The following is a 21,656-nucleotide window of genomic DNA, read 5'->3' as shown; positions in this document are numbered from 1 at the left end:
ATGAATGCGTATACCTGCTCTTCCGGCAATGGGCCTGGCCCTGCTCCTTTGCGCGATGAACGCCGGCGCCAGCGATGGCCCCTCCCTGGCCAAGGCCCAGCATGTTCCCCATCCGGCGGTGATCGCCCACCGCGGCGCCTCCTTCGATGCCCCCGAATCGACGCGAGCGGCCTACCTGCTGGCCCGTGAGCTTGGCGCCGACTACCTGGAGCTCGACCTGCAGCGCACCCGCGACAACGTGCTGGTGGTGGTGCATGACGATGTGCTGGCGCGTACCAGCGATGTGGCCGAGCGCTTCCCCGAGCGGGCGAAGAGCCCGGTCAGCGATTTCACCCTCGCCGAGTTGAAGTCGCTCGATGCCGGCAGCTGGTTCAACAAGGCCTATCCGGATCGTGCCCGTGAATCGTTCGGCAAGCTGCAGATCCTGACGCTGGACGAAGTGATCGATATCGCCGAAGGCAACCCCGAGCGCCATCCGGGGCTGTACATCGAGACCAAGGTGCCCAAGCAGTTTCCGGGCATCGAGAAGCAGCTCAAGGAAAAACTCGAGGCTCGCGGCTGGCTCGACAAGCCGGGCCGGGTGATCCTGCAGACGTTCGATCGCAACAGCCTGGCGCTGCTGCACCAGCAGATGCCACAGGTGCCGAAGATCCTGCTGCTGTGGATCGGCAAGGACAGTATCGAGCCAAAGTCGGGCAAGGATTTTGCCGATTCCGCTGAACAGGACAAGGCCGCGTTCTATGCCCGCCAGGAACCAAAGGACCGTGAGGAATTCCTCCGTTGGCTGGATGCGGCCAAGGCCGGTGGCGCCATCGGTACGGGGCCTTCGGCGGTGCGCAGCAATCTGGGCGAGCAGAGCTATGCCGACCTGATCAAGCCATGGATGAACCAGGCCAGCCATGAGCGCGGCTTGCTGGTGCATGTCTACACCCTCGATGAGCGCGTGGACTTCGACAAGGCGATGAAGGCGGGGGTGGATGGCATCTTCACCAACCGGGCCGGGGAACTGCTGCGTTTTTATGGGCGTGCGCAGGTACCGGCCGAGGCGCAGTTGCTGAAGGCGCTGGGTTACTGATCGCAGCAGCATGAAGCCTCTGTAGGCGCGGGCTTGTCGGTGAAAAGAACCGCGATGGAGGACACCGGGTTAGCCGGTGATCGCGAGACAAGCCCGCACTCATACGGCGCGATTTTTTGCTGGCCAAGGTGCATGAGGTGGAACAGGTGAAGTACCCGGCTGCTTGCTGTGCGGATCGATCACTCTGATCGGCAAGGGGATGGCGAGCGTGGCGCAGGCGTAGGGCGGCGCGCCATCGGGTAGTGCTCTTGGAACGTGTATGGGGGTCAGTGAGAAAGCGCCTTCAGCACATGATCAGGATCATTGTAAATCGCACGTAACAGGGCTTTTGCCGGGCCTGTGGGTTCTCTGCGGCCTTGCTCCCAGTTACGCAAAGTGGCGACCTGCACATCGATCATTTCGGCGAACCGGGCCTGTGACAGGCCTGTTGCCTCGCGAATGCTCTTCACTTGTACTGCATTCACCTCGAACTGGCGCGAAGCTTGGCATTTGCCGTGAATGATCTCATCCATCTGTTGGACGCTTTCCATCAATTCGTCGAAGAAACGGTTCATACCGGGCTCCAATGGAGGACGGGTGTCTCGCACGTTGCGGGTGCGGTGTGCCCACGCGAATGACTGAAAGTAATTTACGCACCGTGCTGAGTTCTGATCCTCATGTAATCCGCTTCTGTCATTCCGCTCCCTGCTCCCGCCGCTCCCTGTTACGCCACACCCGATAGGCGCGGATACCGGCTCGGACCGAGCCGAACAGCAGCTTGTCTTCCATCTCCCGCGCCATCCCCGAGCGCACCAGCATGCGCAGGAAGGTGCCGCGGGCGCGGGCGATAGCGAAGTGCACGCCTTGCGCTTGCAAGGTGTCGCGCACTTCGCGCAGAGCGGCGATGCCGCTGACGTCGATGCTGGTCACGGCCTCGGCATCGAACAGCACAGCCTTGGGCTCGGGCTCGCGCTGCAGGGCTTCGAGCAGGCGCATCTTGAAGTAGTCGGCGTTGAAGAACAGGATCGCGTCATCGAAGCGGTACACCACCAGGCCAGGTACCGTGCGCGCGTCCTGGTGCTGGCGTACGTCGACCTGGCCTTCGATACCCGGTACCCAGCCGAGCACGGCATCGGTGGGTTGGTAGATGGTGTAGAGCAGACGCAGGATGGCCAGGGTCACGGCGAAGACGATGCCCGGCAGCACGCCCAGTCCAAGCACGCCGATGGTGGTCAGCAGGCACAGCCAGAACTCGAAGCGGCTCAGGCGTCGGATCTTGCCCAGGGACTTCAAGTCGATCAGGCCCCAACCGGCCATCAACAGCACGGCGCCCAGGGCGGCCTGGGGGATCCAGGCCATGGGAGCGGTGAAGAACAGCAGGATCAGCGCGATCACCAGCGCGGCGATGATACCCACCAACTGGCTCTTGCCACCGACCATGTCGTTGACCGCGGTGCGCGAGTCCGCGCCGCTGATGGCGAAGCCCTGGGAAATGCCAGCGGCCAGGTTGCTCACACCCAAGGCGACGAACTCGTGGTTGGCATTGATCGCGTAGCCATGCCGCGCGGCGAAACTGCGCGCGGTGAGCATGGCGCTGCAGAAGCTGACCGTGGCGATACCCAGCGCGTCGCGCAGCAGGCTCTTGGTTTCGGCCAGGTTGCTCTGTGGCCAGGCCAGCTCCGGGATGCCCGCAGGCACTGGGCCCAGGATCGCTACGCCGAATCGGTCGAGACCGAACAGGGCTGCGAGCACGGTGAACACTGCCACAGTCACCAGTGCCGCAGGCAACCTCGGATAGCGCCTGGGCAGCCAGATCAGCAGGGCCAGGCCACCGAGGCCGATGACCAGGGTCAGCCAGTGGATCTCACCCAGGCGCTCGAGGAAATTGATCAGACTCAGCACGAAGCCATCGCCCTCGATGCGGAACCCGACCACTTTCGACAGTTGCCCGGCAATCAGGCTCAGGCCGATACCGTTGAGGTAGCCGATCAGGATCGGCCGCGAGAAGAAGCTGGCGATGAACCCGGCGCGGGCCAGGCCTGCCGCGATCAGCATCACCCCGACCAGTACCGTGACGATCACCGACAATTCGGCGATGCGCTGCGGATCGCCCATTGCCAAGGGCGCCACAGCCCCGGCGATCATCGCGCAAGTGGCGGCATCGGGGCCGACCATCAATTGCCGCGAGCTGCCGATCAGGGCGTAGACCATCATCGGCAGTACGCAGGCATACAGGCCGTACTGCGGCGGCAGGCCGACGATCTGCGCGTAGGCGATGGCGATCGGGATCTGGATCGCGGCCACCGACAGGCCCGCCTGCAGGTCGGCGTGGAACCACTCGCGACGGTACTGCAGGAGGTTGGCCAGGCCGGGCAACCAGCGGGAGAGAAACATGGGCAGTCCCTTGGAAATGTCTCTGGGTAGAGTAGGCGATATGCACCCGAAGCCGTCTCGCTTGCAAGCGAAATCCAGCCGCGCATTCAAGCGGATCGGCAAGGGGGTGGCCATGGGCCAGATCAATGGAAGATGCAGAAACGAAAAAAGAGCCGACGGCTCTTTTTACGGGCGCTGAAACCAGGGGTTTCAGGCGAGGAATCTGGAGCGGGTAGAGGGAATCGAACCCTCAACTAAAGCTTGGGAAGCTTTCGTTTTGCCACTAAACTATACCCGCTTCGCAGCGCGACTTTTTACCAGAACCCAAGCCTCATGAGAAGCCCAGGGTTGTAAAAAAGCCTGTCGACGACCTGAACCGGCGGGTAACGGCCACAGGTCGCCGGGCCGCTCAGATGGCCAACGCATGCTGCCCCTGCACGTAGGTGTAACGTTGGCGCGGCTCGCGTGCTGGCTTGAGGAAACCCAGCATGGCATTGCGGGTATCCTCGCAGGCGGTCTTGTGTTCCATGTCGAGGAAGTGGCCGGCATCGCGAATCACGCTGAACTGGCTCTTGCCCACATGGCGGCTGAACTGCCGGGCATCCTCGACGGTGGTGTACTCGTCACGTTCGCCGTTGATGAACAACACCGGAATATCGATGTTGCGCGCGCCCTTCAATGCCCGCTCCAGATCATGATCCAGCACCTGGTTGATGTGAAAGTGCATCTGTGCGTACTCGTGGCTGTCCAGGCTACTTACGTGGCGGTAGTTGAAGCGCTTGAACAGCGATGGCAGGTGTTTGCCGATGGTGTCGTTGACCAGGTTGCCGACCTGATAGCGATCGCAGGCCGACAGGTACTGGCAGCCGCGCTCCAGGTAGTCGCGCATCGGATCGTTGATCACCGGCGAGAACGAACTGACGATCGCCTTCTTCACCAGGCGTGGCTGGTGCGCCAGTGCCAGCAGGGTGCACGCGCCGCCCCAGGAGAACGACATCACGTGATCGGCACGGAAGTGCTCGATCAGCTCCAGCAGGATATGCGCCTCGGTCTCTTTCGTGAGCAGCCGTTCCTGGCGATTGTGTGGCTTGGACTTGCCGGCATAGGGCTGGTCGTACAGCACCACGTTGAATTGCGGATACAGATTGCGCACCGTCTGGGCAAAAGATGCCGTGGTGGCCAGCGAGCCGTTGATCAGGACGATCGTCTTCTCTGCCGTTTCCGCGCGATAGAACTCCGTGTAAACCCGGTACTGACCTTGGATATCAAGTACAGCGATTTCTGGCCTCATGTCATCGACTCCTGGCGCAAAAAGGGCACTCGCGTCATCTAGTGGCCTGCTCAGTCGTATCGATCGCTCGACAAGGCTGCGCAGAACCCTAGGGTGCACGTTCCATATGACAGGTAGGCATTCGCCTTGAAGTGAAACCGGGGGCCCAGTGCCGATCCCGGTTGCGCGGGTCGACGGGTATTGTTGTAGGCGGGCGATCTGCCGTGCCCCAAGGCATCGCGACCCTGGGTGGCCAGCAAAAGGCGTCTTGGACTCCATGAGTGACCGATGAGTCACATGAAGACTGACGAATTGGATTCAAGCAGCCGTGCGCGGATCGTGCAAGTGCCGCCTGGGGGATCTTTTGCACAAAACCGCCGGATGGTCGTTCTGGCGGCGCCCATGGGCGTGGGCTGGGGTGGCATCGCGGGCGTTTGCCCGCGATGCACGTTCAGGCAGTGACGTTGGGCGAATCAGAGTGCGCCGAACACTTTCTTGGCCAGGCTGGTCGCGGCCTGTGCCGGGTTCTGGCGGATACTCTGTTCTTGCTTGGCAATCATTTCGAACAGCCCATCCAGGGCCTTTTCGGTCACATAGTTCTCGATATTGGCGTCGTCCTTGATCAGGCCCAGCCCCTTGGCCTGGCCGGCGAAGCTGTTGTACTGCTGGGCCAGACCGACCTTGTCGGTAGCCTGCTTGACGATCGGCAGGAACTTGGCGCGAATCTGCTCGCGGCTGCTCTTGTTCAGGTACTGGGTGGCCGAATCCTCACCACCGCTGAGGATGCCCTTGGCATCGGTGACGGTCATCTTTTTCACCGCATCCACGAGAATCGCCTGGGCTTGTGGCACGGCAGCCTCGGCAGCCTTGTTCATGCTGTTTTCCAGGGCATCGACCTGATCGCCCTTGCCAAACATCTTCATCGCTTTGGCGGCCTTGCCCAGGTTTCCGGGCAGTTCGATGCGCACGTCAGGGTTGTTGTTGAAGCCACCAGGGGTGCTCAACTGCTTGACGGCAATCTGCGCGCCCTGAGTCAGGGCGTCCTTGAGGCCGCCGGAGGCGTCGCTCTGGGACAGGTCGCCAAGCGACAGGGCCAGGGCGCTGGCCGACAGGAGCAAGCCGGCGCACAGGGTAGTGAAGCGCAAGGAGGAGCGAATCATGGAGACTTCCTTATGGGCAGAAATGAAGCGGAATCAGCGCACCTGATCGACTTTGATCCGCACAGGTTGCGGGTCGCTGCCGTCGAGTCGGACGCCGTGGTGTTCGGTGTTGATGAACAGCAACTTGCCATCGAGCTCGATACGCGCGCTGACGGCGTAGCGATGACCCGGTTGGACCTTGGCTGGGTCGTAGCTGAGCTGGAACGGCAGTGGCACGTTGCCTTTTACCGGGCCTGACTGGCTGGCCAGGGTGACGGCCGGGGCGTCCATCAGCGAGACATCCTGCAGGCTCACGCTGAGCGTGGCGGCAGGGGGCAGGGCAATGCGCTGCAGGTAGAAGACTTCGCCTTCCAGGCTGGCCTGGTGGGACGGGGTATGGCTGGAGCAGGCTGTGAGCAGGGTGGCGCAGCACAGCGTGAGAAGTTTTTTCATGGAATCTCCGCAGTCCTTGGCGTGGGCTTGTGGCCGACCACTGGGACTTTAGCGCAATGGCGGGTGGGGAAGGAAATCTGTCCGGTGCTCGGCGCCATGCCCGGAGCATTTGCCGCGCTGGCCTTTTCGCTGGCAAGCCCGCTCCCACAAAATCTTGCAGGGGTGGGCTTGCCTGCGAAAAGGCCAACCCTGGATCAGGCGATAGCCTGTTCTCCGGTGTCGTCCCTATGCAGCGCCACCTGCCGGATCGACAAGCGCAGCTCCGCCGACAGCACCCGCTTGGCGACGCCTTCGGCCAGCTCGGCGAGTTTGTCGTGGTAGCCGAGCTTGCCATTGCCATCCGGCAGCAGCACGCCTTCACGCACCAGGGTCTGGATGAAGTGGCGGAACAGGGTCTTGTCGAAGAACTCCGGGGCATTGAGCCCATGCAGGATCGACAGGCGCTGGGCCATCATCACGCACAGGTCTTCCAGTTCTTCGGCGTTCAGGCTGTGCTGGCCACTGTTGAGCAGCAGCGAAGTGGCCATGTAGAAACGCTGTAGCGTCTGGGTGATGGCGCGGGCCAACAGGGTGAGCAGCACGAACTGGCGCGAGCTGGGCGCCGGACGCAGGTACACGCCGTTCTCGAAGCGCAGCAGGCCTTGCTCGACCAGTGCGCTCAGCCATTGGTCGATGGCCTCGTCGAGTTGCTCCGGCGTCCAGCGCAGGAACAATTCGGCCTGCAGGTACGGGTAAAGCGCCTGTACATATTGCCCCACCAGTTCGCGACTCATCCGCGAGCTGCTGAGGAAGAAACTGGCGAGCAGCGCCGGCAGGGCGAAGATGTGCAGGACGTTGTTGCGGTAATAGGTCATCAGCACCGCATTGGCTTCGTCCAGGTAGAGGATACGCCCCAGGGCGTCCTTCTGTTCGGCCAGCAACTCCATGCCCCTGACGTGTTCGATCAGCGCCTTGCCGTCGCCTTCGGGCAGGGTCACGTGGCTTGAGTAGGGCACCTGGCGCAGCAGGGCCAGGTAGAGGTCGAGCACGCGAATCAGGGCGCGCTCGTCGAGCGCCAGGCGGCTGGTCGAGAGCAGCGCGAGGGCCACCAGGTTGACCGGGTTGATGGCTGCCGCACCGTTCAGGTGTTGGGCAACCGTCTGGCCCAGGCGTGTGGTGGTGTCGTTGAGCCAGGCCGGGCGGAACTGCGGGGCAAGGTCTTGCTCGCGCCAGCCAGGTTGCTGCTGGTCCAGGAACGCGCCCAGGCGGATCGGTTCGCCGAAGTTGACATAGACCTGGCCGAAGCGTTGCTTGAGGGCGCCGATGACCTTGAAGATGTCGAAAATCGACTCTTTCTTCTTGCTCGCACCACGCAGCTCTCCCAGGTAGGTACGGCCTTCGAGTACGCGTTCATAGCCGATATAGACCGGCACGAAGACGATCGGCGTGCGCGAGGAACGCAGGAAGCTGCGCAGGGTGATCGCCAGCATGCCCGGGCGTGGCTGCAGCATGCGCCCGGTCCGCGAGCGTCCGCCCTCGACGAAGTACTCCACCGGGAAACCCTTGGTGAACAAGGTGTGCAGGTACTCGTTGAACACTGCGGTGTACAACGGGTTACCCTTGAACGTCCGGCGCATGAAGAACGCACCACCGCGGCGCAACAGGCCGCCGATCACCGGCATGTTGAGGTTGATGCCGGCGGCGATGTGCGGCGGCGTCAGGCCATTGCGGAACAACAGGTACGACAGCAGCAGGTAGTCGATGTGGCTGCGATGGCACGGCACGTAGATCACTTCGTGGCCCGGTGCGATGCCTTGCACCTGTTCGATGTGGTTGACCTTGATGCCGTCGTAGATCTTGTTCCAGAACCAGCTCAGCACCACTTCCAGGAAGCGGATCGCGGTGTAGGTGTAGTCCGAGGCGATCTCGTTGCCGTAGTGCAGCGCCTTGGCCTCGGCCTTGGCGTAGGAGATCTTCTCGCGCTCGGCTTCATCGCTGATCGCCTGGCGTACCAGCGGGTCATGGACCAGGCCCTTGACCAGGTTGCGTCGGTGCGAGATGTCCGGCCCGATCACTGCGGTCTTGAGGTTGCGAAAATGCACGCGCAGCAGGCGCTGGGCCATGCGCACGGTACGCTCCTGGCCCTTGTTGTGCTGCACCAGTTCACGCAGGTGGATCGGCGCGGAGAACTGCACGCGGGTCTTGCGGCCGAGGATCAACACACTGAGCAGGCGGCGCAGACGGCCGGTGACTGCCCAGCTGTCGGCGAACAACAGTTTCCACGGGCTGGATTCGCTGGCCGGGGTCTGCCCCCAGAACACGCTGACCGGAATGATTTGCGCATCCTCTTCGGCATGTTCGCCAATGGCCGCGATCAGGCGCTCCAGGGTGGGGGGCGCGCCGCGTTTGTCCTGGCGGCCTAGCCAGTCCGGGTCTGGGGTGAGGTAGAAGAACGCCGCAGGTTCGTGCAGCGGCCCAACGGCAACGGGCAACACGGGGCGTGGCAGCCCCGCCTTGGTGCATTCGCGGTCGACCACCGCCAGGTCAGTGAGCGACGGCGAGGGCAAGGCATAGAACACCGGGCGGCTGCGGTCGAGCTGGAGCGTCAGCGAAGACTGATTGATGGTTTCGGATCGCACCCACAGATAGAGCACGCGACGCAGGGCGCCGAAGATCAGGCGGCGCAGGGGGGAACGGGTCATGGGGTGTCTGCCCTGGAAAATGTATCAGGTGATATACCAGCAAGTTAGGCTGCTGTATCTGCATAAGTTCAGCAAAAATCGGCCATCCACGGGCCAGTCATCAAATTTTTTTGTTCTCTGTCATATACTCGGTCCGCACCTTGCAGGAAATTTCCTCAAGCAGTGTCGGCACAGGGAGGAGACCCTGTGCCTGCAAGGCGATCTTCAAAATAAAAATCCGGAGTGTTTCAGATGTCGTCTCGTGAGACTGGGAATGTGAAGTGGTTCAACGATGCCAAGGGTTTTGGCTTCATTCAGCGCGAAGGGGGAGCGGATGTGTTCGTCCACTATCGTGCGATCCGCGGTGAGGGGCATCGTACCCTGGTCGAGGGACAGCAGGTCGAATACTCCCTGGTGCAGGGCCAGAAAGGCCTGCAGGCAGAGGACGTGGTCGGTCTCTGACACGTAGTCGGCACGCTTCAAGCTGCAGGTTGTCCGTGGAACTTGCAGCCTGATGCGAGCTTTTTCAGCTGGTGCGCCAGGTGATTTCCTCTTCACCGTCGGCGCTGATGCGGATCCAGCGATCGGCATCCTCTTCACCATCTTCCTCGACCCAACTGCCCGGCGCGCAGCGCACTTCGACATTGAGCGCAGCGAAGGCGGCGCGGGCGCAAGCGACGTCATCGGCCCACGGCGTCTGATCGCTTTCCAGGTACAGGCTGTTCCATTTCCCTACAGCCTTGGGTAACCAGGTGACCGGAATGTTACCGGCTGTGCACTTGAAGGTCTGGCCTTTCTGTTTCCACTCGCTGCATGGGCCCAAGGCCTGGGTCAGCCAGTCGGCGATCTGCTTGTGATCGACGTCGGCGTCCTTGAGGTAGATCTCGATATCGGGTTGGCGCATTTCAGGGCTCCGGGTGTGCTCAGTCTTGGCGCACGAAATAGTCATAACGCATGGAAACCGTGACGTCGAACGGCTCAGGCTGCTCGATCACGCTGGCACGTTTCTCGGCGCTGGCGCGCCAGCCGTGCGGGGTCATCGCCAGCAGGTCCGCGCGGGCCTTGCCTTCGCTCAGTGTCAGGGTGAACTCGAGCACCTCGCCGTGGGCGTGCTGCATGCCGTCCGGGACCAAGGCCAGGTGCTTGTCGTCGGCGTAGGGGCGCACTTCATCGTAGAGCATCTGGCGCAGCTCCATCAGGTGGCCGCTGGTCGGTCCGACCCGCATCAGGCCGCCACCTGGGGCGAGCAGGCGCTTGGCTTCGGCCCAGTCCAGCGGGCTGAAGACACTGGCGATGAAGTTGCAACTGGCGTCCGCCATCGGCACTCGAGCCATGCTGGCGACCATCCAGGTCAACTGCGGCGCGCGGCGGCAGGCCCGCTTGACTGCCTCGCGGGAGATGTCCAGCGCATAGCCGTCTGCCGTTGGCAGCGCCTGGGCGATCTGCGCGGTGTAATAGCCCTCGCCGCAGCCGATGTCGAGCCACGTTGCAGGCTGGCGCTCGGCGGCCAGTTGCGCCAGGCGCGCGGCTACCGGAGCGTAGTGACCGGCGTCGAGGAAGTCGCGGCGGGCCTCGACCATCGCTTGATTGTCGCCCGGGTCGCGGCTGTTCTTGTGCTGTACTGGCAGCAGGTTCAGGTAGCCTTGGCGGGCGCGGTCGAAGCGGTGGCCGGCAGGGCAGGCCACGCCGTTGTCGAGCTGCGCCAGGGGCGCCTGGCAGAGGGGGCAGGCAAGCATCAGGCGAGCAACCGCACCAGGGTTTGGTAGTAGATTTCGGTCAGCAGGTCCAGGTCGCTGGCCAGGATACGCTCGTCCACCTGGTGGATGGTGGCGTTGACCGGACCCAGTTCGACCACTTGAGTGCCCATGGTGGCGATGAAGCGGCCATCGGAGGTGCCGCCGCTGGTGGACGGCTGGGTGTCGCGACCGGTGACGGCCTTGATGCTCGATGACACCGCATCGAGCAGCTCACCCGGTTCGGTGAGGAACGGGAGGCCCGACAGCGCCCAGTCGATCGACCAGTCCAACTGGTGCTTGTCGAGGATTGTCGCGACCCGCTGCTGCAGGCCTTCGACGGTCGACTCGGTGGAGAAGCGGAAGTTGAACAGCGCGATCAGGTCGCCCGGGACCACGTTGGTGGCGCCGGTGCCGGAGTTGAGGTTGGAGATCTGGAAGCTGGTCGGCGGGAAGAAGGCATTGCCCTCGTCCCAGTGCTCGGCGGCAAGTTCTGCCAGGGCCGGTGCGGCCAGGTGGATCGGGTTGCGGGCCAGGTGCGGGTAGGCCACGTGGCCCTGCTTGCCGCGCACGGTCAGCTTGGCGCCGAGCGAGCCGCGACGGCCGTTCTTGACCACGTCCCCGAGCAGCGTGGTGCTCGACGGCTCGCCCACGATGCACCAGTCCAGGCGCTCGTTGCGGGCCTTGAGCAACTCGACCACGGCCTTGGTGCCGTGATGCGCCGGACCTTCCTCGTCGCTGGTGATGAGGAAGGCCACCTTGCCGCGGTGATTGGGGTAATCGTTCACGAAGCGCTCACTGGCGATCACCATCGAGGCCAGGCTGCCTTTCATGTCGGCAGCACCGCGGCCGCAGAGCATGCCGTCGGCGTCGATCAGCGCGTCGAAAGGCTCATGCTGCCATTGCTGCACGGGGCCGGTGGGCACAACGTCGGTGTGACCGGCGAAGCACAACACCGGGCCGTCCTGGTTGCCATGGGTGGCCCAGAAGTTGTCGACGTCCTCGAAGCGCATCGGCTCGAGCTGGAAGCCGACGGCACCCAGGCGGTTCATCATCTGGGTCTGGCAGTCGGCATCGACCGGCGTCACCGAGGGGCGACGGATCAGGTCGCAGGCCAGTTGAAGGGTGGGCGAGAGCTCGGCTGGGGCCGTCATGGGGGACTCCGGGGCAAGGCAAGGCGGGAAATCTTGGGGGCGTTATCTTATATCAAATGATTTCAGGCTTCACGGCCCATTCGCCAGCAAGTCGCAACGGTGGTTCGCCCCTGCCAGCCCATGCACGGTCCACCGCACCGGTACGGTACCTGCAGGAGCGGGCTTGCCCGCGAATGGGCTGCCAAGCAGCCCACGTTGCATCAGGCCTGCTGCGGTTCGGCGGCCTTTTCTCCAGGCTTGGGCAGCGACGACAGCAACGCCATCACCAATGCCGCCAGGTAAGGCAGCGACTGCACCAGCAGCATCGCTACCCAGAAGCGCATGTCGGAACTGGGCAGCCCTTGCACCAGGTAGATCCCGGCCGCGGCGCTCCACAGCAGCAACATGATGAACAGTTCTTCGCGCGCCTCGGAGATCGCCACCAGCACGCCATGGCTGTCGGCGTTCTTGGGGGTGCGGAAGAACGGCATGCTGCTGGTGAAGAAGCCGTACAGCACCGCCTTGGCGATGGTGTGCGACAACGCCAGGCCGGCCAGGGCGGCGGCGAAGGCGTCCTTCATGTTGACCCCCACCGCACGGCGGTAGAGGAAGACGATCTTGCCGACCTTGAAGAAGAACAGCGCCAGCGGCGGGATGGCAAAGATCATCAGCGGTGGATCGACCCGATGCGGCACGATGATCATCGCCGCCGACCACAACAGTGCGCCGACGGTGAAGAAAATGTTCATGCCATCGGCGATCCATGGCAGCCAGCCAGCCAGGAAGTGGTAGCGCTGGCCACGGGTCAGCTCGCTGTTCCTGCCGCGCAGCAGGGCGCCGGCGTGATGCTTGATGATCTGGATCGCTCCATAGGCCCAGCGGAAACGCTGTTTCTTGAAGTCGATGAAGGTGTCGGGCATCAGGCCCTTGCCATAGCTGTTGTGGGCATAGGCAGCCGACAGCCCCTTCTCGAACACTCGCAGGCCCAGCTCGGCATCCTCGCAGATGCACCATTCGGCCCAGCCCAGCTCTTCGAGCACGCTGCGCCGGGTCATGGTCATGGTGCCGTGCTGGATGATCGCGTCACGGTCGTTGCGGGTGACCATGCCGATGTGGAAGAAGCCCTTGTATTCGCTGTAGCACAGTTTCTTGAAGGCGCTCTCGTGCTGGTCGCGGTAGTCCTGCGGCGACTGCACCACGGCGATCTTCGGGTCGGCGAAGTGCGGGACCATGTGCTTGAGCCAGTTGCGGTCGACGCAGTAGTCCGAGTCGATCACCGCGATCACCTCGGCATCCTTGGCGGTGTGTGGGATCAGGTAGTTCAGCGCGCCGCCCTTGAAGCCGGCCAACGGTGCCACGTGGAAGAAGCGGAAGCGCTCGCCGAGTTTCTCGCAGTGGGCCTTGAGCGGCTCCCACACGGCCGGGTCCTTGGTGTTGTTGTCGATCACCAGTACTTCGTAGTCTGGATAGTCCAGGGCGGCGAGGGCGTCGAGGGTCTGTTTCACCATCTCCGGTGGCTCGTTGTAACACGGCACGTGCACCGAGACCTTGGGCCGGTAGGCAGCGTCGCCCTGCACCGGCAGGAACTCGCGTCGTCGTTTGTGAATCCATACGGCCTCGGCCAGCTCGTGGGCCTCGGTGAGCAAGACGATGAACACGCCGATGGCGCCGAGGGCCAGAAGCAAGCCTACGGTCAGGCTGAACCAGGTGCTGTACTGCTGGCTGTAGTCGTAGGCGATCCACACCAGTACCGACCCGCAGAGGAAGGTGATGAAGGTCAGGAAGGTGCGTCCGCGTTGGCGCAGGGCCGAGCCGTCGATCAGCAGCACGGTCAGGGCGATCATCGCCAGCACCACCGAAGCCACGGCCAGGGCTCGCCATTGTGGAATGGCAACCACCGGCCCTTCGAAGTTGAATTTCTGCTGGCGTTCGGCGTTGAACACGCCCCAGTAGGCGCCCACCGAGCCTTCGTCGCTGGCTTTCCAGGGTTGGTCGTAGGCTTCGATCACGAAGTAGTTGAAGCCGCGGCGGTTCAAGGTGTTGACCAGGGTGCGCAGGTAGATCGCCTGGTCGGCCTGGGTCGCATCGGCGCCGCCGCGCATGCGGCCATTGCTCGGCCAGCCCACTTCCGAGAGCAGCAAGGGTTTGCGCGGGAACTGGCGCTTGAGGTCGCGGGCGCGGTCGAGCACGAACTGGATCGAGTCGCCCACCGGTACGAACTCCCAGTAAGGCAGGATGTGCGCGGCGATGAGGTCGACGTGCTTGGCCAGTTCCGGATGCTCTTTCCAGATGTGCCATTGCTCACTGGTGGTAACGGGGACTTTGACTGCGGCCCGCACTCGGTCCAAGTACTTGATCAGCGCCTCTGGCGTGATTTCTTCGCGGAACAGTGCTTCGTTGCCCACCACCACTCGCACCACGCTGCGCGAGCTGTTGGCCAGGCCGATGGCTTTTTCGATCTCGCGCTCGTTGCGCTCCAGGTCCGTACTGATCCAGATGCCCAGGGTCACACGCAGGCCCAGCTCCTCGGCCAGGTGCGGAATCTCCGCCTGGGTGCCTTCGACGGTGTAGATACGGATGCTGTCGGTGAGCTTGCTGAGTTGCTCCAGATCCTGACGCATCTCGTCTTCGCTGGGGTACTGGCCCTTTTGCGGGCTTTCACCGAGACGGAAGGGTGAGTAGGAGAAGCCGGAGATCTGTTCTGGCCAGGCAGGGGCCGACACCGGGCGGTTGATCAGCGCCCAGAAGCCGGTGAACAGCGCGGCAATGGCCAGCACCACTACCAGGTTGAGACCGAATTTGCGTGATGACATAGGTGATTCAGTTTCCGAGGCAGGGAGCGGGAAGCTCGCGTCGTGGATCCCGCTCTGTTGTCGTCCAGATCTGCTTGTTTGATAAGACATTAAAGCAGGATTGGTAGGCTGTTTCCTAATGAACGCGCGCCGCGCCAAGACACCCCTCATGTCGACAAGCCCGCACCGGCGTGTCCGCATGGCATATAATGCGCGCCGGTTTTTTCGGGGTATGAACATGAGCACAGAAGATCCACGCTTTGCCGGTGTCGCCCGGCTGTACGGCGATGACGGCCTGCAACGTCTGCGTCAGGCCCACGTGGCAGTCGTCGGCATCGGCGGCGTGGGTTCCTGGGCGGCGGAAGCCCTGGCGCGCAGCGGCGTGGGTGAAATCAGCCTGTTCGATCTGGACGATGTCTGCGTCAGCAACACCAATCGCCAGGCCCATGCACTGGAGGGGCAGGTGGGGCGCTCGAAGGTCGAGGTCATGGCCGAGCGCCTGCGTGCGATCAACCCGGCCTGCACCGTGCATGCGGTCGCTGACTTCGTCACCCGTGACACCATGCTCGAATACATCACCGAGTCGCTGGATTGCGTGATCGACTGCATCGACAGCGTGCAGGCCAAGGCTGCGCTGATCGCCTGGTGCCGCCGACGCAAGATTGCGATTGTCACCACAGGTGGTGCGGGCGGACAGATCGATCCGACCCAGATCCAGATTGGCGACCTCAACAAGACCTTCAACGACCCATTGGCGTCGCGGGTACGTTCCACCTTGCGCCGGGACTACAACTTCTCGCGCAATGTCAGCCGTAATTACGGGGTGCCCTGTGTGTTCTCCAGCGAGCAACTGCGCTACCCCAAGGGCGATGGCAGTGTTTGCCTGCAGAAGAGCTTCGTGGGGGAAGGCGTGCGCCTGGATTGCTCGGGGGGCTTCGGCGCGGTGATGATGGTCACCGCGACCTTCGGCATGGTGGCCGTGAGCAAGGCGGTGGAGAAGCTGGTGGCGGGGGCGCGGCGGCCCTCGGAGCGGGTGAAGGCGCAATAAGCGCGGGGGCTTCTTCGCGGGTGCCGCAGCAGGGGGGGGACCGGCGAAGCAGGTGCCGCCGACTCAGGGGCTGGACACCAACTCCGTCATCCGCAACAACACCGCATGCAGCCCATTGCTGCGTGAAGGCGAAAGCTGCCGCTCCAGCCCCAGTTGTGTGAACCACGCACGCAGGTCCAACGCGGCCAACGCTTCGCTGTCCAGCCCCTGTACCCGCACCAGCAGCAGCGCCAATAGACCGCGCAGCAGCCGGGCATCGCTGGTGGCCCTGAAGCGCCACCGTCCGTCGACCTGGGCAGCCACCAACCAGACCAGGCTTTCGCAGCCATGTACGCGGTTGGCGTCGGTCTTGTCAGACTCGTCCAGTGGCTCCAGGCGATCGCCTATCTGCATCAACAGGCGTGCGCGCTGTTCCCAGCCTTTTGCCTGGGTGAAGGTGTCCAGTGCCTGCTGGGCGTCGGCAGGCAGGCTCACCGCAGCAGCTCCAGGCCCTGGTCGAGCGCATCGAAGAAGCGCTGCAGGTCGTCGCTGTCGTTGTACAGCCCCAGCGAAACGCGGATCGCGCCTTCCAGCCCCAGTCCCTTGAGCAATGGCATCGCGCAATGGTGGCCGGCGCGCACTGCGATCCCTTGTTCGGTCAGCAGGTGGGCGATATCGGCGTTGTGCACGCCATCGATGACGAAACTGGCCAGTGCGCTCTGTGGGGTGCCGAGCATGCGCACGCCTTCGCGGTCGGCCAGGCCGCGCACCAGGTGCTGGTGCAGGCTGGCTTCGTGGGCTGCCACGGCCGCAGGATCGAGGCTCGCGAGGTAATCGAGGGTCGCGCCCAGGCCGATGACACTGGCGATCGGCGGCGTGCCCGCCTCGAAGCCCAGTGGCGCGGGACGAAAGCTTGCCTCGTGGTAGTCGGCCAGTTGCACCATCTCGCCACCGAACTGCCAGTGGCGCAGCCGTGCCAGGGCCTCCGTGCGGCCATAGAGCGCGCCAACCCCATCCGGGCCATATAGCTTGTGGCTGGAAAATACGTAGAAATCGCAGCCCAGTTGCTGCACGTCGTGGCGGCCATGAACCACGCCCTGGGCGCCATCGACCACACTCAGAGCGCCTTGGGCGCGGGCATGAGCGAGCAGCGCAGGCAATGGCTGCCAGGTGCCGAGCACGTTGGACAGTTGGCTCAGCGCCACCAGGCGTGTGCGCGGCCCGATCAGTTGCAGGGCCTGGTCGAGGTCGACCCGGCCATGTTCGTCCAGCGGCAGCACTACCAGGCGCAGATTGCGGCGCCGCGCCAATTGTTGCCAGGGCAGCAGGTTGGCGTGGTGCTCCAGCGCGCTGACGGCGATTTCGTCGCCGGCTTCGAAGCCATGCTCCAGCCCGTATGCCAGCAGGTTGAGCGCCGAGGTGGCGCCGTGGGTGAAGATGATCTGCCGGGCGTCAGCGGCGTTGAGCCAGGCAGCAACCTTGTCGCGGCTGGTCTCGAATGCCTGGGTCGCCAGCGCGCCAGGCAGGTGCTGGGCGCGGTGCACATTGGCTGCACCATGGCTGTAGTAGTGGCTCAGGGCATCAAGCAGGGCCTGGGGTTTCTGCGTTGTGGCGGCGCTGTCCAGGTAGGTCTGGTGCTGCCGTTGCAGGGCGGTGATGGCGGGAAAGTCGGCACGCCAGGGGGAGGGCTGGAACATGATTGCGGGGCCTGGAATGAAAATCGGGTCTGGCGTGGTGCCAGACCCGATCTTAACATCTCAGACGCCGAGAGTCCGCTGATCGCGGGCAAGCCCGCTTCTACAGAGGCCTGCAAGGTTCTCAGTTGTGTGCGTGCAGCGCCTCGTTCAGCTCGATGGCCGACTTGTGGGTCTTGCACTCGACTGCGCCGTTGAGCGAGTTGCGACGGAACAGCAGGTCGGTCTGGCCGGCCAGATCACGGGCCTTGACCACCTTGACCAGCTCATTGTGCTCGTCGAGCAGGTTCACCTTGGTGCCAGCGGTGATGTACAGGCCGGCTTCGACAGTGTTGCGGTCGCCCAGCGGGATACCGATACCGGCGTTGGCGCCGATCAGGCAGCCTTCGCCAACCTTGATGACGATGTTGCCGCCACCGGACAGGGTGCCCATGGTCGAGCAACCACCGCCCAGGTCCGAGCCCTTGCCGACGAACACGCCTGCCGAGACACGGCCTTCGATCATGCCCGGGCCTTCGGTGCCAGCGTTAAAGTTGACGAAGCCTTCGTGCATGATGGTGGTGCCTTCGCCGATATAGGCGCCCAGGCGCACGCGGGCGGTGTCGGCGATACGCACGCCGCTCGGGACCACGTAGTCGGTCATCTTCGGGAACTTGTCCACCGAGAACACTTCCAGCAGTTCGCCCTTCAGGCGTGCTTCCAGTTGCTGCTCGGCCAGTTCGGCCAGGTCGATGGCACCCTGGTTGGTCCAGGCCACGTTCGGCAGCAGCGGGAAGATGCCGGCCAGGGAAACGCCGTGCGGCTTGACCAGGCGGTGCGACAACAGGTGCAGCTTGAGGTAGGCCTCGGGGGTCGAGGTCAGCGCGCCGTCTTCGGCGAGCAGGGTGGCGACCAGCGGCTTGTGGCTTTCGGCCAGGCGGGTCAGCAATGCGTGCTGGGTGGCATCCACGCCCTTGACCGCGTCGGCGAGCTGGGCGGCCTGGGCCGGGCTGAAGGCGATCGCCTGGTTGCCGCCTTCGTAACCGAGGATCGGAGCGACGGCCGCGACCAGCTCGGTGGACGGGTTGAGCAGGGGCTGAGCGTAGAAGACTTCCAGCCAGGTGCCCTGGCGGTTCTGGGTGCCGACACCGAAGGCCAGGCTGAACAGAGTGGTGGACATGCAATTACCTCGTGCGAAATAGGGTGTGGAGCGGAATCAGGCCAGCGCCGCGGCGTACAGGTCGGGCTTGAAGCCCACCAGGGTGCGGTCACCCAGATCGAGCACCGGGCGCTTGATCATCGACGGTTGAGCCAGCATCAGCTCGATGGCCTTTGCCTGGTTCAGGTCGGCCTTGCTGGCCTCGTCGAGCTTGCGGAAGGTGGTGCCGGCGCGGTTCAGCACGACTTCCCAGCCGTGCTCGTCGCACCAGCGCTCGAGGCTGTCACGGTCGATGCCTTGGGTCTTGTAGTCGTGGAACGCGTAACCGATGGCCTGTTCTTCAAGCCAGGTGCGGGCCTTTTTCATGGTGTCGCAGGCTTTGATGCCGTAGAGAGTGTAAGCCATTGAATGCCTGGGGCTGCCGGGCCGGACCTGGCGTCCCCGATACTCCTTGAAGAATGGGTGGGGCGATTATGCGGTATCGATGGGCCTGGCGCCACGGCTTGCTGTCCGGCTAGGCGATCGATCTGTATCACGACCTCCCAGGTAGCATTGTGTTACATATTCCCGGGTGGCGTTCGACCATGGTTCAGCGGTGCATCATCACCGCCCGCCGCTAACATATTGTTTCAAGGGCGAAGTCTGGCCTTTTTTTCGTGTCTGCTTTCATACAGGAAGTCTTGCCAATGCAGTCAGCCTATACCGTTCTTATCCTGCTGATGCTGGTGAGCCTTTCCAAGCTGGTCGGACGCATGGTGCCGCTGCCCTTGCCGCTGGTGCAGATCGCGGCCGGCGCGCTGCTGGCCTGGCCCACGCTTGGGCTGCATGTGGCCCTCGATCCCGAGCTGTTCCTGTTTCTGTTCCTGCCACCGCTGCTGTTCGCCGATGGCTGGCGCATCCCCAAGCGTGAGCTCTGGCGCATTCGTGGCCCGGTGGTGGCCTTGGCCGTGGGGTTGGTGCTGTTCACCGTGGTGGGGGCGGGGTACTTCATTCACTGGATCCTGCCAAGCATTCCACTGCCGGTAGCGTTCGCCCTGGCCGCGGTGCTCTCGCCCACTGATGCGGTGGCGGTTTCGGCGATTACCCAGGATCGCCTGCCAACCCCCTTGATGCATATGCTCCAGGGCGAAGCACTGATGAACGATGCTTCGGGCCTGGTGACGTTCAAGTTCGCGTTGGCAGCTGCCATTACCGGGGTATTTTCGTTGACCGATGCCAGCCTGACGTTCGTGCTGGTAGCCATCGGCGGGCTTGCGGTTGGCGTGGGCCTCAGCTGGTTGGTGGGGCGCCTGCGTGCCTGGATGATCGCCCGGGGCTGGGACGATCCGGCGACGCATGTGGTGTTCATGCTGCTGTTGCCGTTTGCCGCCTACGTACTGGCCGAACGACTCGGTGTCTCGGGCATTCTCTCGGCGGTGGCGGCCGGGATGATGCAGAGCTGGCTCGACCTGTTGCCGCGCCAGACCAGCACGCGCCTGCTCAACCGCAGCGTCTGGTCGCTGCTGGAGTTCGCCTTCAATGGCCTGATCTTCCTGCTGCTGGGCTTGCAATTACCCGACATCATCAAGGCAGTTGTCAGCCACGAAACGTCGTTGTGGCCGACCCTGGCCTGGCGTTGCCTTGATGTGGTGGCGATCTTCGTGGCGTTGGTGCTGCTGCGGTTCGTCTGGGTACAGAGCGTGTGGCGCGCTATCGGCGTGGTGCGCCGCTGGCGCGGTAAGTCGGCGTTGGTGCTGATGCCCAGCGCACGTTCGTGCTGGCTGTTGACCCTTGGCGGTGTGCGTGGGGCTGTGACCTTGGCGGGTGTGATGTCGGTACCCTTGCTGATCGGGGCCGGCCAGGCGTTCCCGGAGCGTGATCTGCTGATCTTCATTGCCGCCGGGGTGATCCTGCTGTCGCTGATCAGTGCCTGCATCGCCCTGCCGATCCTGTTGCGCGGGGTGACCAAGAGCCCGGACGAGCGCCTGCACCAGGAGGTGCAGGAAGCCTGGAGGCGCACTGCGGAAGCCGCCATCCATGCCTTGGAGGCCGAGGAGGTCGTCGATGCCAATGCCCCGCAGGATGCCGCCCAGGCGACGCTGGCGACCGAGCTGAAGGCGCGCCTGATGGCAGAGTACCGGGACGAGCTGGACAGCTACAACGACAGCGCCGAAGCGCGTGCATTGGCCGAACAGATGGATCTTCTGGAGCGTCGGCTGCGCCTGCGCGCATTGCGCGCGCAGCGGCTGGAGCTCTACAGCCTGCACCGCCAGCACCTGGTGGGGGATGAAGTCGTGCGCCAGGTGCTGGGGGAGTTGGACATGAGCGAGGCGAACCTGGGGCAGGTTCGTTAGCGTCAGTCGTGCGGGTAGGCCAGGCGCATCAGGTCGATGTCTTTCGCACTGAGCTCTGTGTTCTGGCCTATCTCGGAATTATCCAAGGTCATCCAGGCCGCAATCGGGTAATGCATTATGGATAGCGGATCGTACTGGGTTTTGATCAGTCCGCTGTCGGGCCGTTTGTTCAGGTATTGCTCCCTGACGTCTTGCTCTGACCAGCCAGCCGCACGCTTGTGAGCTTCGATTAGCAACGGCTCGTTCCAGGGGATGCTGGCATCGGGGTGCAGATGTTCATGTTCGAACCCCAGCGCATGGCCGAACTCGTGTAACACGGTGGATTCGAATGTTTCATCCCCCGGTATGACATTCAGTGCCATGGTGTCGTCTTCATAAGCCAGTGCATCGGTGCCGATGTCTGATTCGTTGTGCTCTGCATGCTTGCCTGTGAGGATCCTGATCTGGGCATGTTTGTCATCATCCTCTGATAGATCAAGCGTCAGGTTGGCGTCGGAAAGTTCCACCCACTGGCAAGCCAGTTCGAAGATCGACATCTTGAGCTTTCTGTCCGGAGCACCGAGAAACGAGACCCACAAAATACGACCGGGTGTCCATAGTCGGCCGGTCTGGATCAGTCCGCGCTTGTTTCGACCGCCGTTGCTCTGGCCCCTGTTGCGGGGGTTCTCGGTAACGGCCAGATCATGGGAAAGCTGCTGATCGGTGCGGTGACGGCAGCGGGGTGGGAAAGGTGTATGCATAGGAGCGCTCCTGGTGTGCTTGGAGCTCAGGATGATCTGCGACGGATCAAGCTACGCGGCATTACATAAGTCTGTGTGGTGACGCGCGTTCAGGCATCACCGCCCCCGGGTGCTGAT

The 21,656-nt window shown here is 63.3% G+C and carries 19 protein-coding genes and 1 tRNA gene; 4 read left to right on the top strand and 16 right to left on the bottom strand.

Going from position 1 to position 21,656, the window contains the following annotated elements:
- Positions 1–4: 4 nt before the first annotated feature.
- Entirely contained in the window at positions 5–1,075 is a 1,071-nt protein-coding gene (locus tag ACNFHO_RS07655; protein ID WP_063545933.1) for a glycerophosphodiester phosphodiesterase family protein, read from the top strand.
- A gap of 266 nt (positions 1,076–1,341) precedes the next feature.
- Here ACNFHO_RS07655 and nadS read toward each other — a convergent pair whose 3' ends face one another.
- From nadS to plsB, 7 genes are all read right to left on the bottom strand, one after another.
- A complete protein-coding gene (gene nadS / locus ACNFHO_RS07650) occupies positions 1,342–1,629 on the bottom strand; it encodes a NadS family protein (protein ID WP_063545932.1) in 288 nt (95 codons plus the stop codon).
- Between the two features lie 118 nt (positions 1,630–1,747).
- Entirely contained in the window at positions 1,748–3,448 is a 1,701-nt protein-coding gene (locus ACNFHO_RS07645; RefSeq protein WP_416765829.1) for a SulP family inorganic anion transporter, read from the bottom strand.
- A gap of 203 nt (positions 3,449–3,651) precedes the next feature.
- Positions 3,652–3,725: transfer RNA gene (locus tag ACNFHO_RS07640), tRNA-Gly, on the bottom strand.
- Positions 3,726–3,836: 111 nt separating this feature from the next.
- Entirely contained in the window at positions 3,837–4,718 is an 882-nt protein-coding gene (locus ACNFHO_RS07635; protein WP_054894471.1) for an alpha/beta fold hydrolase, read from the bottom strand.
- Positions 4,719–5,170: 452 nt separating this feature from the next.
- Positions 5,171–5,857, bottom strand: a complete 687-nt coding sequence (locus tag ACNFHO_RS07630; RefSeq protein WP_054894470.1) for a DUF4197 domain-containing protein — start codon at positions 5,855–5,857, stop codon at positions 5,171–5,173.
- Between the two features lie 33 nt (positions 5,858–5,890).
- Positions 5,891–6,289, bottom strand: a complete 399-nt coding sequence (locus ACNFHO_RS07625) for a YbaY family lipoprotein (RefSeq protein WP_054894469.1) — start codon at positions 6,287–6,289, stop codon at positions 5,891–5,893.
- A gap of 194 nt (positions 6,290–6,483) precedes the next feature.
- The gene (plsB, locus tag ACNFHO_RS07620) at positions 6,484–8,970 is read right to left on the bottom strand and encodes a glycerol-3-phosphate 1-O-acyltransferase PlsB (protein WP_416765827.1); all 2,487 of its coding nucleotides are present in this window, start codon (positions 8,968–8,970) and stop codon (positions 6,484–6,486) included.
- A gap of 231 nt (positions 8,971–9,201) precedes the next feature.
- Here plsB and ACNFHO_RS07615 point away from each other — a divergent pair, with 231 nt between their 5' ends.
- Positions 9,202–9,411 (top strand): cold-shock protein, encoded by a 210-nt coding sequence (locus ACNFHO_RS07615; RefSeq protein WP_029614930.1) that lies wholly within the window; start codon positions 9,202–9,204, stop codon positions 9,409–9,411.
- A gap of 64 nt (positions 9,412–9,475) precedes the next feature.
- Here the strand turns inward: ACNFHO_RS07615 and ACNFHO_RS07610 are convergent, their stop codons facing one another.
- The 4 genes from ACNFHO_RS07610 to ACNFHO_RS07595 all read right to left on the bottom strand — a co-directional run bounded on the left by ACNFHO_RS07610 (position 9,476) and on the right by ACNFHO_RS07595 (position 14,628).
- Positions 9,476–9,853 (bottom strand): hypothetical protein, encoded by a 378-nt coding sequence (locus ACNFHO_RS07610; RefSeq protein ID WP_054894467.1) that lies wholly within the window; start codon positions 9,851–9,853, stop codon positions 9,476–9,478.
- Between the two features lie 19 nt (positions 9,854–9,872).
- The gene (locus ACNFHO_RS07605; RefSeq protein WP_416765825.1) at positions 9,873–10,685 is read right to left on the bottom strand and encodes a putative RNA methyltransferase; all 813 of its coding nucleotides are present in this window, start codon (positions 10,683–10,685) and stop codon (positions 9,873–9,875) included.
- Positions 10,685–11,836 (bottom strand): succinyl-diaminopimelate desuccinylase, encoded by a 1,152-nt coding sequence (gene dapE / locus ACNFHO_RS07600; RefSeq protein WP_063545927.1) that lies wholly within the window; start codon positions 11,834–11,836, stop codon positions 10,685–10,687. Before dapE ends, ACNFHO_RS07605 begins: the two co-directional genes overlap by 1 nt.
- A gap of 200 nt (positions 11,837–12,036) precedes the next feature.
- On the bottom strand, positions 12,037–14,628 hold the full coding sequence (locus ACNFHO_RS07595) for a glycosyltransferase (protein WP_054894464.1): 2,592 nt from the start codon (positions 14,626–14,628) through the stop codon (positions 12,037–12,039).
- A gap of 217 nt (positions 14,629–14,845) precedes the next feature.
- On the opposite strand from ACNFHO_RS07595, the gene tcdA reads away from it, so the two are divergent.
- A complete protein-coding gene (gene tcdA, locus ACNFHO_RS07590) occupies positions 14,846–15,655 on the top strand; it encodes a tRNA cyclic N6-threonylcarbamoyladenosine(37) synthase TcdA (protein ID WP_065862293.1) in 810 nt (269 codons plus the stop codon).
- Between the two features lie 63 nt (positions 15,656–15,718).
- On the opposite strand, the gene ACNFHO_RS07585 is transcribed toward tcdA, so the two are convergent.
- The 4 genes from ACNFHO_RS07585 to ACNFHO_RS07570 all read right to left on the bottom strand — a co-directional run bounded on the left by ACNFHO_RS07585 (position 15,719) and on the right by ACNFHO_RS07570 (position 18,871).
- The gene (locus tag ACNFHO_RS07585; protein WP_416765822.1) at positions 15,719–16,129 is read right to left on the bottom strand and encodes a SufE family protein; all 411 of its coding nucleotides are present in this window, start codon (positions 16,127–16,129) and stop codon (positions 15,719–15,721) included.
- Positions 16,126–17,331, bottom strand: a complete 1,206-nt coding sequence (locus tag ACNFHO_RS07580; protein WP_416765820.1) for a cysteine desulfurase — start codon at positions 17,329–17,331, stop codon at positions 16,126–16,128. Before ACNFHO_RS07580 ends, ACNFHO_RS07585 begins: the two co-directional genes overlap by 4 nt.
- Positions 17,332–17,452: 121 nt before the next feature.
- Entirely contained in the window at positions 17,453–18,487 is a 1,035-nt protein-coding gene (dapD, locus tag ACNFHO_RS07575; RefSeq protein ID WP_054891087.1) for a 2,3,4,5-tetrahydropyridine-2,6-dicarboxylate N-succinyltransferase, read from the bottom strand.
- Positions 18,488–18,523: 36 nt separating this feature from the next.
- The gene (locus ACNFHO_RS07570; protein WP_054891086.1) at positions 18,524–18,871 is read right to left on the bottom strand and encodes an ArsC family reductase; all 348 of its coding nucleotides are present in this window, start codon (positions 18,869–18,871) and stop codon (positions 18,524–18,526) included.
- A 281-nt stretch (positions 18,872–19,152) separates the two neighbouring features.
- On the opposite strand from ACNFHO_RS07570, the gene ACNFHO_RS07565 reads away from it, so the two are divergent.
- Positions 19,153–20,799: a Na+/H+ antiporter gene (locus ACNFHO_RS07565; protein WP_054891085.1), complete on the top strand. Its 1,647-nt coding sequence runs from the start codon at positions 19,153–19,155 to the stop codon at positions 20,797–20,799.
- Between the two features lie 2 nt (positions 20,800–20,801).
- Here ACNFHO_RS07565 and ACNFHO_RS07560 read toward each other — a convergent pair whose 3' ends face one another.
- Complete coding sequence (locus tag ACNFHO_RS07560; RefSeq protein ID WP_112899026.1) at positions 20,802–21,539, bottom strand: M12 family metallopeptidase; 738 nt, start codon at positions 21,537–21,539, stop codon at positions 20,802–20,804.
- Between the last annotated feature and the right edge of the window lie 117 nt (positions 21,540–21,656).

Source organism: Pseudomonas sp. NY15374 (genome assembly GCF_048068255.1).
Classification (GTDB): domain Bacteria; phylum Pseudomonadota; class Gammaproteobacteria; order Pseudomonadales; family Pseudomonadaceae; genus Aquipseudomonas; species Aquipseudomonas machongensis.
The sequence above is the reverse complement of the archived record's forward strand: the minus strand, read 5'-3'. Positions and strand labels throughout refer to the sequence as shown.

Coding starts and splice junctions, on each gene's coding strand:
- ACNFHO_RS07655 (WP_063545933.1), top strand. CDS start 5: ATGCGTATACCTGCTCTTCCGGCAATGGGCCTGGCCCTGCTCCTTTGC.
- nadS (WP_063545932.1), bottom strand. CDS start 1,629: ATGAACCGTTTCTTCGACGAATTGATGGAAAGCGTCCAACAGATGGAT.
- ACNFHO_RS07645 (WP_416765829.1), bottom strand. CDS start 3,448: ATGTTTCTCTCCCGCTGGTTGCCCGGCCTGGCCAACCTCCTGCAGTAC.
- ACNFHO_RS07635 (WP_054894471.1), bottom strand. CDS start 4,718: ATGAGGCCAGAAATCGCTGTACTTGATATCCAAGGTCAGTACCGGGTT.
- ACNFHO_RS07630 (WP_054894470.1), bottom strand. CDS start 5,857: ATGATTCGCTCCTCCTTGCGCTTCACTACCCTGTGCGCCGGCTTGCTC.
- ACNFHO_RS07625 (WP_054894469.1), bottom strand. CDS start 6,289: ATGAAAAAACTTCTCACGCTGTGCTGCGCCACCCTGCTCACAGCCTGC.
- plsB (WP_416765827.1), bottom strand. CDS start 8,970: ATGACCCGTTCCCCCCTGCGCCGCCTGATCTTCGGCGCCCTGCGTCGC.
- ACNFHO_RS07615 (WP_029614930.1), top strand. CDS start 9,202: ATGTCGTCTCGTGAGACTGGGAATGTGAAGTGGTTCAACGATGCCAAG.
- ACNFHO_RS07610 (WP_054894467.1), bottom strand. CDS start 9,853: ATGCGCCAACCCGATATCGAGATCTACCTCAAGGACGCCGACGTCGAT.
- ACNFHO_RS07605 (WP_416765825.1), bottom strand. CDS start 10,685: ATGCTTGCCTGCCCCCTCTGCCAGGCGCCCCTGGCGCAGCTCGACAAC.
- dapE (WP_063545927.1), bottom strand. CDS start 11,836: ATGACGGCCCCAGCCGAGCTCTCGCCCACCCTTCAACTGGCCTGCGAC.
- ACNFHO_RS07595 (WP_054894464.1), bottom strand. CDS start 14,628: ATGTCATCACGCAAATTCGGTCTCAACCTGGTAGTGGTGCTGGCCATT.
- tcdA (WP_065862293.1), top strand. CDS start 14,846: ATGAGCACAGAAGATCCACGCTTTGCCGGTGTCGCCCGGCTGTACGGC.
- ACNFHO_RS07580 (WP_416765820.1), bottom strand. CDS start 17,331: ATGTTCCAGCCCTCCCCCTGGCGTGCCGACTTTCCCGCCATCACCGCC.
- dapD (WP_054891087.1), bottom strand. CDS start 18,487: ATGTCCACCACTCTGTTCAGCCTGGCCTTCGGTGTCGGCACCCAGAAC.
- ACNFHO_RS07570 (WP_054891086.1), bottom strand. CDS start 18,871: ATGGCTTACACTCTCTACGGCATCAAAGCCTGCGACACCATGAAAAAG.
- ACNFHO_RS07565 (WP_054891085.1), top strand. CDS start 19,153: ATGCAGTCAGCCTATACCGTTCTTATCCTGCTGATGCTGGTGAGCCTT.
- ACNFHO_RS07560 (WP_112899026.1), bottom strand. CDS start 21,539: ATGCATACACCTTTCCCACCCCGCTGCCGTCACCGCACCGATCAGCAG.